11 protein-coding genes are annotated in these 13,068 nt (G+C 71.6%); 6 read left to right on the top strand and 5 right to left on the bottom strand.

Annotation, left to right across the window (positions count from 1 at the left end):
* Positions 1–25 precede the first annotated feature (25 nt).
* On the bottom strand, positions 26–1,312 hold the full coding sequence (ccrA, locus tag J2X36_RS07545) for a crotonyl-CoA carboxylase/reductase (RefSeq protein ID WP_310347772.1): 1,287 nt from the start codon (positions 1,310–1,312) through the stop codon (positions 26–28).
* 590 nt (positions 1,313–1,902) lie between these two features.
* Between ccrA and J2X36_RS07540 the strand changes: the two genes are divergently transcribed.
* Positions 1,903–3,951, top strand: a complete 2,049-nt coding sequence (locus tag J2X36_RS07540) for a methylmalonyl-CoA mutase family protein (RefSeq protein WP_310347769.1) — start codon at positions 1,903–1,905, stop codon at positions 3,949–3,951.
* A gap of 48 nt (positions 3,952–3,999) precedes the next feature.
* Positions 4,000–4,923, top strand: a complete 924-nt coding sequence (locus J2X36_RS07535) for an NAD-dependent epimerase/dehydratase family protein (protein WP_310347766.1) — start codon at positions 4,000–4,002, stop codon at positions 4,921–4,923.
* Between the two features lie 6 nt (positions 4,924–4,929).
* Here J2X36_RS07535 and J2X36_RS07530 read toward each other — a convergent pair whose 3' ends face one another.
* From J2X36_RS07530 to J2X36_RS07520, 3 genes are all read right to left on the bottom strand, one after another.
* Positions 4,930–5,271: a hypothetical protein gene (locus tag J2X36_RS07530; protein ID WP_132250359.1), complete on the bottom strand. Its 342-nt coding sequence runs from the start codon at positions 5,269–5,271 to the stop codon at positions 4,930–4,932.
* A 27-nt stretch (positions 5,272–5,298) separates the two neighbouring features.
* Positions 5,299–5,577 (bottom strand): Uma2 family endonuclease, encoded by a 279-nt coding sequence (locus tag J2X36_RS07525; protein ID WP_132250361.1) that lies wholly within the window; start codon positions 5,575–5,577, stop codon positions 5,299–5,301.
* Between the two features lie 104 nt (positions 5,578–5,681).
* Complete coding sequence (locus tag J2X36_RS07520; protein WP_310347761.1) at positions 5,682–7,127, bottom strand: saccharopine dehydrogenase NADP-binding domain-containing protein; 1,446 nt, start codon at positions 7,125–7,127, stop codon at positions 5,682–5,684.
* Between the two features lie 288 nt (positions 7,128–7,415).
* On the opposite strand from J2X36_RS07520, the gene J2X36_RS07515 reads away from it, so the two are divergent.
* The 4 genes from J2X36_RS07515 to J2X36_RS07500 all read left to right on the top strand — a co-directional run bounded on the left by J2X36_RS07515 (position 7,416) and on the right by J2X36_RS07500 (position 12,273).
* Positions 7,416–7,592: a hypothetical protein gene (locus J2X36_RS07515; RefSeq protein ID WP_165937762.1), complete on the top strand. Its 177-nt coding sequence runs from the start codon at positions 7,416–7,418 to the stop codon at positions 7,590–7,592.
* A gap of 115 nt (positions 7,593–7,707) precedes the next feature.
* Positions 7,708–8,385: an invasion associated locus B family protein gene (locus J2X36_RS07510; RefSeq protein ID WP_405029748.1), complete on the top strand. Its 678-nt coding sequence runs from the start codon at positions 7,708–7,710 to the stop codon at positions 8,383–8,385.
* Between the two features lie 47 nt (positions 8,386–8,432).
* Positions 8,433–8,801: a hypothetical protein gene (locus J2X36_RS07505; RefSeq protein ID WP_310347758.1), complete on the top strand. Its 369-nt coding sequence runs from the start codon at positions 8,433–8,435 to the stop codon at positions 8,799–8,801.
* A gap of 172 nt (positions 8,802–8,973) precedes the next feature.
* Entirely contained in the window at positions 8,974–12,273 is a 3,300-nt protein-coding gene (locus J2X36_RS07500; RefSeq protein ID WP_310347754.1) for a tetratricopeptide repeat protein, read from the top strand.
* Positions 12,274–12,279: 6 nt separating this feature from the next.
* Here the strand turns inward: J2X36_RS07500 and fliP are convergent, their stop codons facing one another.
* Positions 12,280–13,035: a flagellar type III secretion system pore protein FliP gene (fliP, locus tag J2X36_RS07495; protein WP_132250419.1), complete on the bottom strand. Its 756-nt coding sequence runs from the start codon at positions 13,033–13,035 to the stop codon at positions 12,280–12,282.
* Positions 13,036–13,068: the final 33 nt, after the last annotated feature.

The following is a 13,068-nucleotide window of genomic DNA, read 5'->3' as shown; positions in this document are numbered from 1 at the left end:
CCCGATGCGGGGAGGGGCGACCGTGTCAGCGCTTCAGAGGCCCGGCCTCGATCACGTCCTCGACCGTGCGCAGGCCCGCGCGCGGCGAGTTGACGAGGCAGGCCATGTTGCCCGGCGGGTGCTGGTTCTTCCACATCTTGGTGTGGGCCGCCGGGATCTTGTCCCAGGGGAAGACCTCGCTCATGCAGGGGTCGATGCGCTGGTCGAGCACGAACTGGTTGGCGGCCGAGGCCTGCTTCAGGTGGGCGAAGTGCGAGCCCTGGATGCGCTTCTGGCGCATCCAGACGTAGCGGGCGTCGAAGGTGATGTTGAAGCCGGTCGTGCCGGCGCAGAACACCACCATGCCGCCGCGCTTCACGACCAGCGCCGAGACCGGGAAGGTCGCCTCGCCCGGATGCTCGAACACGATGTCGACGTCGTTGCCCTTGCCCGTGATGTCCCAGATCGCCTTGCCGAACTTGCGCGCCTCCTTGGTCCAGGCGTGGAATTCCGGCGAGTTCACCTTCGGGAGCTGGCCCCAGCAGTTGAAATCCTTGCGGTTGATGACGCCCTTAGCGCCGAGGCTCATCACGTAGTCGCGCTTCGACTCGTCCGAGATCACCGCGATGGCGTTGGCGCCGGACGCCGCGCAGAGCTGCACGCCGAACACGCCGAGGCCACCGGACGCACCCCAGATCAGCACGTTCTGGCCCGGGCGCACGGTGTGCGGCGCGTGGCCGAACAGCATGCGGTAGGCGGTGGCGAGCGTCAGCGTGTAGCAGGCCGCCTCCTCCCAGGTGAGGTGCTTCGGGCGCACCATCAGCTGGCGGGACTGCACCCGGCAGAACTGCGCGAAGGAGCCGTCCCCGGTCTCGTAGCCCCAGATGCGCTGGGTCGGCGAGAACATCGGGTCACCGCCGTTGCACTCCTCGTCGTCGCCGTCGTCCTGGTTGCAGTGGACGATGACCTCGTCGCCGACCTTCCAGCGCTTCACCTTGGCGCCGACCTTCCAGACGATGCCGGACGCGTCCGAGCCAGCGATGTGGTATTCGCCCTTGTGCACGTCGAAGGGCGAGATCGGCTCTCCGAGGCCGGCCCAGACGCCGTTGTAGTTGACGCCGGCGGCCATGACGTAGACCAGCACCTCGTCGTCGCCGATCTCCCAGACCGGCAGCACTTCGAGCTGGTGCGACTGCTCCGGCGGCCCGTGGCGCTCGCGACGGATCGCCCAGGCATACATCTTGGCCGGCACGTGACCGAGGGGCGGGATCTCGCCCATCTCGTAGAGGTCCTTGACCTCGGTCTCCGCCTGCACCGCCGCACTCGCAGCCATCTGAGCTCTCCCTGACACTGTCGTTCGGCCCCTATAGCGACGATGTTTCTGCGCTCCAAGTGGCACCAAAGGCTAGTGTCGCGGCTCTTTCCACGAAAAAAGGACGCCGGCTCATCACGACGGTTCTTGTATACAATATTCCGATCTTGGCCCGCCTTCCGCCGACCTGCGAGCGGGGCCTCGAGACCTGCCGGGTGCACCGCATCGGCGCCCCATGAATCGGGCGCAACCCACCCCTCCCGTGCGGGAGCGGGGGCTCGCTCTCGCCGCCGTTCGCGAGGCCGAGGCCAGGGAGGCTGCGAGCGCGGCGCCATCGTGGGCGACGGCAGCCAGGAGAATGCGCAGGGTCGGGGACGTGGCCGGGCTCCCTTCAAGAAGGACCACGCCGCGCGGCCCCCGGAGCGTCCGTCGCGGCGGAGGCAAATCCGGTTCAGACCCCGCGTGAATTTTTCTCCGAATCCCCCGGCGCCTTCGCGCCCCTCTCGGACCTTCGGGGCGGATGACGGGGGCGGCGCCCTCGGCTACGGTGCGCGCAAAGGCGCGTCACGCGTATGCCGCGCCACGGTCTCAGGGAATCGGAGTTGGAGCGGATGAGCGGGCAGGCAGCGATCGCCGAGGTGAAGCGCGACAAGCCGTGGATCATCCGGACCTATGCCGGGCACTCGACGGCCGCGGATTCGAACAAGCTCTACCGCGGCAACCTCGCCAAGGGGCAGACCGGCCTCTCGGTGGCCTTCGACCTGCCGACCCAGACCGGCTACGACCCGGACCACGAGCTCGCCCGCGGCGAGGTCGGCAAGGTCGGCGTCTCGATCGCGCATCTCGGCGACATGCGGACCCTGTTCGACCAGATCCCGCTCGCGCAGATGAACACCTCGATGACCATCAACGCGACGGCGCCCTGGCTGCTGTCGCTCTACCTCGCGGTGGCCGAGGAGCAGGGCGCGCCGATCTCGGCCCTGCAGGGCACGACGCAGAACGACATCATCAAGGAGTACCTGTCGCGCGGGACCTACGTGTTCCCGCCGGCTCCCAGCCTGCGGCTGACCAAGGACGTGATCCTGTTCACGACCAAGGAAGTGCCGAAGTGGAACCCGATGAACGTCTGCTCCTACCATCTGCAGGAGGCGGGGGCGACGCCGGTCCAGGAACTCTCCTACGCGCTGGCCATCGCCATCGCCGTGCTCGATACGGTGCGCGACGACCCCGAATTCGACGAGGCGAGCTTCGCCGACGTGTTCGGGCGCATCTCGTTCTTCGTGAATGCGGGCCTGCGCTTCGTCACCGAGATCTGCAAGATGCGGGCGTTCTCCGAGCTCTGGGACGAGATCGCGCAGGAGCGCTACGGCATCACCGACCCGAAGAAGCGCATCTTCCGCTACGGCGTGCAGGTGAATTCCCTCGGGCTCACCGAGCAGCAGCCGGAGAACAACGTCCACCGCATCCTGATCGAGATGCTGGCGGTGACGCTCTCGAAGCGCGCGCGGGCGCGCGCCGTGCAGCTCCCCGCCTGGAACGAGGCACTCGGCCTGCCGCGCCCCTGGGACCAGCAATGGTCGATGCGCATGCAGCAGATCCTCGCCTTCGAGACCGATCTCCTCGAATACGACGACATCTTCGACGGCTCGCGCGTGATCGACGCGAAGGTCGAGGCCCTGAAGGCCGAGACCCGGGCGGAGCTGGAGCGGATCGGCGGCATCGGCGGCGCGGTCGCGGCCGTGGAGACGGGGGCGCTCAAGCGCGCGCTCGTCGAATCGAACGCCAAGCGCATCTCGGCGATCGAGGCGGGCGAGCAGATCGTCGTCGGCGTCAACAAGTGGCAGAGCGGCGAGCCCTCGCCGCTGACGGCGGGCGAGGGCGCGATCTTCACCGTCTCCGAGACGGTCGAGATGGAGGCCGAGCAGCGCATCCGCGCCTGGCGCGCCGAGCGCGACCAGGGAGCCGTCGACAGGGCGCTGGCGGATCTGGAGCAGGCCGCGCGCTCGGGCGCCAACATCATGCCGGTCTCGATCGCCGCGGCGAAGGCCGGCGTCACCACGGGCGAGTGGGGCGAGCGGCTGCGGCAGGTCTTCGGCGAGTACCGGGCGCCGACCGGCGTGACCCTGGAGACGGTCTCGGCCGGCGCGGCCGAGGAGGCGCGCCTGCTCATCGCCGATCTCGGCGAGCGCCTCGGCGAGACCCCGAAGCTCGTCGTCGGCAAGCCCGGCCTCGATGGCCACTCGAACGGCGCCGAGCAGATCGCGCTGCGCGCCCGCGACGTCGGCTTCGACGTGACCTACGACGGCATCCGCCAGACGCCGACCGAGATCGTCGCCAAGGCGAAGGAGACGGGTGCCCACGTCGTCGGCCTCTCGATCCTGTCCGGAAGCCACGTGCCGCTGGTGCGCGACGTGAAGGCGAAGCTCCGCGAGGCCGGGCTCGACCACGTTCCGGTGGTCGTCGGCGGCATCATCTCGCCGGAGGACGAACTGGTCCTCAAGAACATGGGCGTGCAGGCGGTCTACACGCCGAAGGACTACGCCATCGACCGGATCATGGTCGGCCTCGCCAAGGTCGTGGAGAAGTCCCTCGACACCGCCAAGTCCCGCCGCCAGGACGGCCAAGCCCGCACCGGCGAGGGCGCGGCCCAGGTCTACTGACGGGGCGCCGCGGTCGGCGATGAAAGCGGAGAGGGTGAGGTCCGGGCCTTGAGCGCACCGCTCGTCGCACTGACCGGGGCAACCGGGTTCATCGGCCGTCACCTGCTGCGCTCGCTCTCGGCCCGGGGCTTCCGGGTGCGGGTGCTCCTGCGGCGGCCGGTCGAGGTGCCGGACGGCGCGGCGAGCGCCGTCGTCGGCGACCTCACCCGGCCGATGAACATGGCGGCGGCGCTCTCGGACGTCGACGCGGTGGTGCATTCGGCCGGCATCGCCCACCCGATGTCGGGGGCACCCGAGGACGATTACCGCACCCTCAACACGGAGGCGACGCGCCGCCTCGCCGAGGCCGCCGCCCGCGCGAAGGTGCGCCGCTTCGTCTTCCTCTCCTCGATCCGGGCGCAGTGCGGGGCCGGCGCGAGCGGCATCGTCACCGAGGCCGACGAGGCCGCGCCGACCGAGGCCTACGGGCGCTCGAAGCTCGATGCGGAGCGGGCGCTCGCGGAGGCCGACCTCGACTGGGTGGCGCTGCGCCCGGTCCTCGTCTACGGCGCCGGCGTGAAGGGCAACATGGCCGAGCTCCTGCGGCTCGCCAGGCTGCCCTATCCGCTCCCGCTGGGCGGCTTGCGCGAGCGGCGCTCGCTCGTCTCGGTCGAGAGCCTCGCCGGGGCGGTCGAGACCGTGCTGCGGACGGGCGCGCCGCTGCGGCGGCCGATGATCGTCGCCGATCCCGACGCCCTCTCGCTCCCTGAGATGATCGCGGCGCTCCGCCACGGGCTCGGGCGCGGCCCCGGCCTGCTGCCGATGCCGGCGCCGCTCCTCGGCCTCGCCTGCCGGATGGCGGGGCGCCCCGACGCCTATGCCAGCCTCTCCACGAGCCTCGTCGCCCGGTCGGACGGGCTCACGGCGCTCGGCTGGACACCGGCGGCGACCTCCCGAGACGGGCTCGCGGCGCTGGCGCGCGCGACGGCCTGAAACGGGCTAATCCGCCGCGCGGGCGGCCTTGCCGGCGAGCGATACGTAGAAGCCGAGCCCGTCCTGCGCGGGAAGCGTCTGGAGCCGCTCGATCAGGCCGCGCTTCTTCGCGTCGAGGAGGAGGCGGCCTGCCGGCTGGAACAGGGTTTCGCCGCCGCCCTCCGGTGGTGGGTCGAGACGGATCGCCACCGTCTTTCCCTTCGCGAAGCGGCTTCGCTCCAGCATGTCCTTGAGCGACGCTTCCGCGGTCGGGCGATTGGTGCCCCGCAGGTCGAGCACCGATTCCGCGTCGGTGAGGCCGAGGGAGCCGCGCAGCTTGTCGGCGTAGAAATCTTCGAAGTGGGGCAAGGGCAGGGACCTGGGTTTGCGCAGCGGTCAGGGATCAAGGCCCGCGTCGATCGCGGAAACCGGGAGGCTCGCGGCCGGTTCGGGCAGATCGATCGTGCCATCGAGGCCGGCCGAGACGAAGGCCCATGTCGCGCCGGAGCGGCGGATCAGATCCGCCGTGATCTGCCGATGCCGCTCGGAAGGGGGCGACATCAGGAGGGCCTCGCCGTCGATCAGCTCCCAGCGATCACCCTCGGGCGCCGCTTCGAGCATCGCCAGGAAACCGTCGATCCGCAGACGCGCATCGCGTCGGACGGCCAGCACCATCGCACTCTCCCGATCCTCGGCGGGAGCTTATCACTCGCTGCGAATGCGCGACAGGCATTCGCGGCTGGCGGGGTGCGCGCCGCGCCCCGCCAGTCCGTTCGGCCTCAGCCGTGCACCAGCACGTTGCGGAACTGCCAGGGGTCGCTCGCGTCGATGTCCTCGGGAAAGAGGCCCGGCCGGTCGGTGAGCGGCGTCCAGTCCGTGTAGACGCCGACGACGGGGCCGAGATACGGCGTCTGGACCTCGAGGCAGCGGCGGAAGTCGATCTCGTCGGCCTCGACGATGCCGGCCTCCGGGTTCTCCAGCGCCCAGACCATGCCGGCGAGCACGGCGCTCGTCACCTGAAGGCCGGTGGCGTTCTGATAGGGGGCGACCCGGCGCGTCTCCTCGATCGAGAGCTGCGAGCCGTACCAGTAGGCGTTCCTGGCATGGCCGTAGACGAGCACGCCGAGCTCGTCGATCCCGTCCACGATCTCGTTCTCGTCGAGGATGTGGTGCTCCTCCTGCACCTTGCCGGCATTGCCGAACATCTCGTGCAGGGACAGCACCGCCTCGTTGCAGGGGTGATAGGCGTAGTGGCAGGTCGGCCGGTAGACGACGGTCGCGCCCTCCGTCACCGAGTAATAGTCGGCGATCGAGATCGCCTCGTTGTGGGTCACGAGGAAGCCGAACTGCGACTGGGCGGTCGGGGTCCAGGAGCGCACGCGGGTATCGGCGCCCGGCTGGAGCAGGTAGATCGCGCAGCGCGTGCCCTTCTCCTGCTCGCGCGCGTTGTCGGGCTTCCAGGTCTCGTGGGTGCCCCAGCCGAGCTCGGCCGGCTGGTTGCCCTCGGAGACGAAGCCCTCGACCGACCACGTGTTGACGAAGACCCCCATCGGCTTCTCGGACTTGGCGCGCTGGGTGTCGCGCTCGGCGATGTGGATGCCCTTGACGCCGAGATCCCTCATCAGAGCCGCCCATTCCTCGCGGCTCGTCGGCTCCGGACGGGACAGGCCGGTATCGGCCGCGATGTTGAGGAGCGCCTGCTTGACGAACCACGACACCATGCCGGGATTGGCGCCGCAGCACGACACGGCCGTCGGGCCGCCGGGGCTCGCGGCACGGGCGTCGAGGATCTGCTGGCGGAGGGCGTAGTTGGTGCGGTCGCCCTGGCTCTTCGTCTTGTCGAAGTAGAAGCCCGGCCAGGGCTCGGCCACCGTGTCGATGTAGAGCGCGCCGAGCTCACGGCAGAGCTCCATGATGGCGCGGGAGGAGGTGTCGACCGAGAGGTTCACGCAGAATCCCTGGCCGCCGCCCTCGGTGAGGAGGGGGGTCAGGATCGCCCGGTAATTCTCCTTGGTCAGCGCCACCTTCTCGAAGCGCAGACCGTGCTTCTCGGCCAGCGCCCGGTCCTTGTCGGAGGGGTCGATCACCGTGAAACGGGCCTTGTCGTAGGCGAAATGACGCTCGATCAAGGGAAGCGTGCCGCGGCCGATCGAGCCGAACCCGATCATCACGATGGGACCGCTGATGCGGCCATGGACGGGGTGCTGGGTCGAAGGGTCGGTCATCGGGCGGGCAATCCTTCCTCTCACGTCGCTTCGTCGGGAGAAGCGGCGTCCATAAGCAGTGGACATGACGAATGAGCGACGCGCTCACTGGCGCCTCAAACCCCTGCGGTCAACCGCCGGGAAGCCGGCAGGTGTGAAGACTTCGTTACCGACGCATGAGCCCGCTGCATGGCGGGTCTCCCTGCCGTCGCGTTGCGGGGTCGGGCAGCAGACAGCATATTGCATTGCAACATAAACCGAAAATCCGGCGGAAACGCCCGCGCGCGGCCCTCTCTCATGGAGCCTCCCATGCTCGCGGTACTCGTCTCGAACATTGCCCGTCCCGTCGAGGAGCCCCTCGACCGCGATCCCGGCTTCCTCACCCTCGCCGCCTCGATCCTCCGTGCCCTCCGCCGCGGGCACGAGGCCGCGTTCGCGCGGCGCTGCGCCCAGGCTCGGGGGCACCGCTTCGACGCGGCTTTCTGAAGCGCCGAGCCGCTGAGGGAAACCGCCGGCCCGCGATTGCGTCGCGGCGCCGGGGCGGTTAGGCGGCATTCCCGAGTGGCGACGCTCTCACGCGTCGCGCCGGGGGACCCGCCGTATGAAGCCGATCCGCGCGATCCGCACCTTCACCCTGATCGGGGCGCTCGCCCTCCTGCCCTGCGCGATGGGTGCGGGCGCTCAGGCGCAGGAGGATGCTCCGGCCCCCGAGAGCCCGGCACCGGCCGCCAAGCCGAAACCCAAGCCGCAGCCGCGCAAGCCCGCGCCGAAGCCCGCCGAGGCCGCACCGAAGCCAGTGGACACCCCGGCCGGGTCGAGCGGGGTCGCTTGGCCCGCGGGCGCCGCGGCGGTGAGCGAGACCTACGACAACTGGACCGTGAACTGCAGCCGCGAGAACGCGGCCACGCAATGCACGATGACGCAGAGCCAGGGCGACCGGAAGACCGGGCGGCGGCAATTCGCCATCGAGCTGAAGGCGCCGAAGGACGGCCGCTCGGAGGGGCTGATCCTGATGCCGTTCGGCCTCTCGATCGAGCCCGGCGTCACGTTCAAGCTCGATGAGACCGTGCTCGGCAAGGGCGCGCCCTACCTCGCCTGCGGGTCGGAGGGTTGCATCGTCCCGATCAGCTTCCCGACGCTCGCCACCGACGCCATGAAGACGGCGCAGAAGCTCACGATCACCGCCCCGCGGCCGGAGGGGCAGGAGCCGACCGTGGTCACGGTGCCGCTCGCGGGCTTCGCCGCCGCCTTCGCGCGGGCGATCGCCTTCACCATCTGACGCGGGCAGAGGCCCGGACATCGATCGACGGACGAGGGTGAACACAGATGCGCGGATGGATCATCGTCGCCCTGCTCGGGCTGCTCGCCGGGCCTCTGGCGGCGCAGGAGGCGCCCTCCGAGCCGGGTCCGCCCTCCAAGGCCGACCGGCAGCGGAACAACGCCGCCAAGCTCGCGGGCCTCGCTGCCTTCGTCGACGCGTCCTGTCCCGGGCTCAAGGCCGATCCCGACAAGCTCGAGATGGCCGTGACCCGGCTCGGCATCGATCCGACCGAGCTGACGCAGGGTGACCTCCACCTGCGGGCGAAGGCCTACACCGAGATCTACCAGAAGGATGCGGAAGCGAGCTGCCAGCGCGCTGTCGAGACCTTCGGCGAATCCGGTCGGGCGATTCCCGGCCTGATCATCAGGAAGTGAACGTCGCGCGGCCGCCCGTCCCCGCGGCGCGTGCGCGGCGCGATTAAGCCGCCGTTATCCCTGCTCAGGCACAGTCCGAACCCGAAATGACGTTCCGGCGCAGCGCCCCAGGCCGGGGTGCCCGCCGCTCTCGGGTGTGGCGTTCGCGATGGCGGCTGGGCTCGCAACAGGCATGCGGAGGCGCGCGGCTCTGGCCGCGCTCGGCCTCGCCCTGTGCCTGCCCGGCGGCGCGGCGGAGGCGGCGCGTCTCCTCGCGGCCAAGGGCAGCCAGCCGGACCGCTACGGCCGCATCGCGCTCACCTTCGACGCGCCGGTCTCGGTCCGGGCGAAGATGCTCGGCACGGTGCTGGTGCTGAGCTACGGCGAGCGCGTGCAGGGCGGGGCGGAACGCCTGGCGGCCGAATTGCCGGCCTACGTCACCACGGTGCGGCGCGACCCCGACGGCAGCGGCCTGCGGCTCGCCCTCCAGAGATCCTACCGCGTCAACGTTCAGGAGGCCGGCGAGCAGGTCTTCATCGACCTTCTGCCGGAGGGCTGGTCCGGCCTGCCGCCCCCGTTGCCACCCGAGGTCGTGGCGGAACTCGCCCGCCGGGTGCAGCGGGCGGAAGCCGCGCTCAAGGCCGCCACGCCGGCGCCGGTACGCAAGGCGCTCGCGGTCGAGGTGGCCCATCTGCCCGCCCTGACCCGCCTCTCGCTGCGCCTGCCGCCGGGCACGGAGACCTCCTCCGAGCCCGCCGGCCCGGCGACGCGGATCCGCATCGCAGGCCCCTGGCGCATCGACGGGGCGGAGATCCGCGGGCGCACGAAACCCGCCGCGTCGAACGTCACCGTCGAGGAGGAGGAGGGCGCCGCCGCCCTCCTCGTGACGCCGGGCGAGGGCTACCTCCTGACGACCGAGCGCGACGACGACGGCCTGACGATCGACCTCGCGCCCCGCACGCCCTCGCCGCGTCAGGCCGCGGCGCTGCCTCAGCCGGTCGCGCCGGCCTCGCCCTCCGAGCCCGGCACCGCGGCCGTCCAACAGGCCGCCAAGCCGGAGGTCCGCCCGGCCCCGAGCGCCCCCCCGCCCTCGGATCCGGTGCGGGCGGCCGGGGACGGCCTCGTCTTCGCCTTTCGCAAGATCCCGCCCGCCGCCCTGTTCGAGCGGGCGGGCGTCACGACCCTCGTGTTCGAGACGGACGAGGCGGTGGCCGCCCCCGATGGTTCGCGCCTCGGCCTCACCCTCCTCGGCGAGCCGAAGCGGACGGGCGGCGTGGTGGCCCTGAGATTTGCCGCGCCGCCCGGCCGCCTCGTCGACCTGCTGCCCGTCGGGCCGGCCCAGGGTCCGGGCGGCTGGGAACTCGTCACCGGCGAGACCCTGAGCCCGAGCGAATCCCTCGTCGCCGCCCGCACCGGCGCGGGCGCCCGCTTCGGCATCGGGCTCAGGCTGCCCGAGCCCGGCAGCGCCACCTGGCTCGATCTCGACGGCGAGCGGGTGGCCGTGGTGACGAGCCGCGCCCGCAGGCCGGCCGGCGTCGCCAAGCGTCAGCGCTTCGTGGATTTCGAGCTGCTCCCGAGCCGCCTCGGCGTCGCGGTGGCGGCGCAGGCCGACGACCTCGTCGTGCGCCCGGACATCGACGGCGTCGGCATCGGCCGGGAGGGCGGCCTCGCCGTCTCGACCGTCATGCGCGACCCGGAGGTCGCCGTGGGGCCGGTCGGGACGCTCGCCGTCGAGCGCAACGCCTGGGAGCTGGCGCGCCGCGGCGACGTGCGCGAGACCCTGCGCGAGCGCACCCGCGCGATCCTCGACGCCACCGTGGCGATGCGGGGCCCGCCGCGGCTCGACCTCGCACGAGCCCTCCTCGCCAACGGCCTCGACCCGGAGGCCCTGGCCGTGCTCGGCGCGGCGGCCGCCGACGATCCCGTTCTCGCCGGACAGCGCGAGGTCGCGATCCTGAGCGGCCTCGCCTCCGCCCGGATTGGCCGCGCCGCCGAGGCCAAGCGCATCCTCGGCTCGGACAGCCTCGCCCAGGACCCCGAGGCCGCGCTCTGGCGCGGCTTCGCGGAGGCCCAGGCGGGGCGCTGGGTCGACGCCGACAACGCCTTCCGCGCCGCCGGGACCCTCGTCGAGCGCTATCCCGAGGACCTGCAGGGCCCGCTCAGGGCGGCCATGATCGAGGCGGCGATCGAGACGGGCGACCTGGAGAGCGCGAGCCGGGCGCTCGTCGCCGTCGGGCGGCTCTCCTCGACGCCCCTGGTCCGGGACCGGCTCGCTCTCCTGCGCGGCCGGATGGAGGAGGCGACGGGCCAGACCGTCGCCGCCCTCGCCACCTACGAGCGACTGGGCGCGGAGGGCGAACGGCCGGTCGCGGTCGCCGCGAGCCTGCGCAACACGCTCCTCGCCCAGGCGACCGGAAAGCTCCCCGCCAAGGCGGCGATCGAGCGCCTGGAGCGCGAGGCGATCACGTGGCACGGCGGCGAGACCGAAGACGCCATGACCGCGGGGCTCGCCCATCTCTACACCGAGACCGGCCGCTACCGCGAGGCCTTCCAGGCGACGCGGCGGGCCAACGCGACGGCACCCGATTCCGCCGTCTCGCGCAGCCTCCATGCCGAGGCACAGGCCCTGTTCGACGACCTCTTCCTCGGACCGCTCGCCGACAGAATGTCGGGCGTGGAGGCGGTGGCGCTCTACTTCGACTTCAAGGACTTCGCCCCGATCGGCCGGCGCGGCGACGAGATCGTGCGACGGCTCGCCGACCGGCTCGTGGGGCTCGACCTGCTCGACTCGGCGGCCGAGCTCCTGCAGCATCAGGTCGACAACCGCCTCACCGGGGCCGCGCGGGCCGGCGTCGCCGCGCGCCTTGCCGCGATCCGCCTGATGGACGGCAAGCCCCTGATGGCGCTCGAGGTCCTGGAGGCGACCCACCTGCCCGAATTGACGGCCGGGCTCACCCGGGCGCGCGGCCTGATCCGCGCCCGCGCCCTGTCGGACCTCTCCCGCACCGATCTGGCGCTCGAGACCATCGAGGGCGACATGGCGCCGGATGCGCAGCGCCTGCGCGCCGACATCCTGTGGGGTGCCCGCCGCTGGCGGGAGGCGGGCGAGGCGCACGAGGCGCTCCTCGGCGAGGTCTGGCGCGGTCGCAAGCCCCTCGACGACGCGGCCCGGGCGGATGTGATCCGTGCGGCGATCGCCTACGATCTCTCCGCCGAGACGATCGGCCTCGAACGGCTGAAGGGGAAGTTCGCGGGCCCGATGTCGGAGAGCGCCGACGCGCGCACCTTCGCGCTGCTCACCGCCGCCAACGCCCTGCGGAACCCGGGCTTCCGGGAGATCGCGCAGCGGGCCACCAGCGCCGAGACGCTCGCCGCCTTCCTCGCCGAGTACCGCCGGCGCTATCCCGAGACCGGCGTGCCGGACCGCGGCAAGGCCCCGGCCAAGCCGGAGAGCCGGGCCGAGACCGGCGGCGACGGATCGCCTCCCGGTTGAGGTCCGTCAGCCGCCGTAGCTCTGGACGAGGGAACCCGCCACCAGGGTCCAGCCGTCGACGAGCACGAAGAAGATCAGCTTGAAGGGCAGGGCCACGGTCGCGGGCGGCACCATCATCATGCCGACCGCCATCAGCACCGAGGCGACGACGAGATCGATGATCAGGAAGGGGATGAACAGGAGGAAGCCGATCTCGAAGGCTCGCCGCAGCTCGGAGATCATGAAGGCGGGGGTCACCACCTCGAGCCCGACCCCCTCCGGCCCGGATGGCGTCGGGACCTTGGCCATGTCGAGGAAGAGCTTGAGGTCCTTCTCGCGGACGTTGCGCAGCATGAAGGTCTTGAACGGGGCCGAGGCGCGCTCGAAGGCGACGCCCTGCGTGATCTGGCCCGCGACCAGCGGCTCGATCCCGGCCCGGTAGGCCTCCCGCGCGGTCGGCGCCATCACGAAGGCGGTCAGGAACAGGGCGAGGCTGACGATCACGGCGGTCGGCGGGGCCGTCTGGGTCCCGAGCGCCGAGCGCAGGATCGAGAGCACCACCACGATCCGCGTGAAGGAGGTCGCCATGACGAGGACGGAGGGCGCGAGCGCCAGGACCGTGATCAGCGCGACGAGCTGCAGGGCCCGCTCGGTCACCCCGCCGGCGCCGAGATCGACTGTGACGCTCTGGGCGAGCGCCGGTCCGGCCGCGAGGGCCGGGAGCAGCGCGGCGGCGGCAAGCCCGGCCGCGCGGCGGGGGAAGCGTCGATTCGATCGGATCATGGCGGCGGGCACGGTGGTCGGGGCCGCGTTCGG

The organism is Methylobacterium sp. BE186 (assembly GCF_031457035.1).
Taxonomy (GTDB): Bacteria; Pseudomonadota; Alphaproteobacteria; order Rhizobiales; family Beijerinckiaceae; genus Methylobacterium; species Methylobacterium segetis.
This window is presented reverse-complemented; position numbering and strand designations above follow the sequence as displayed.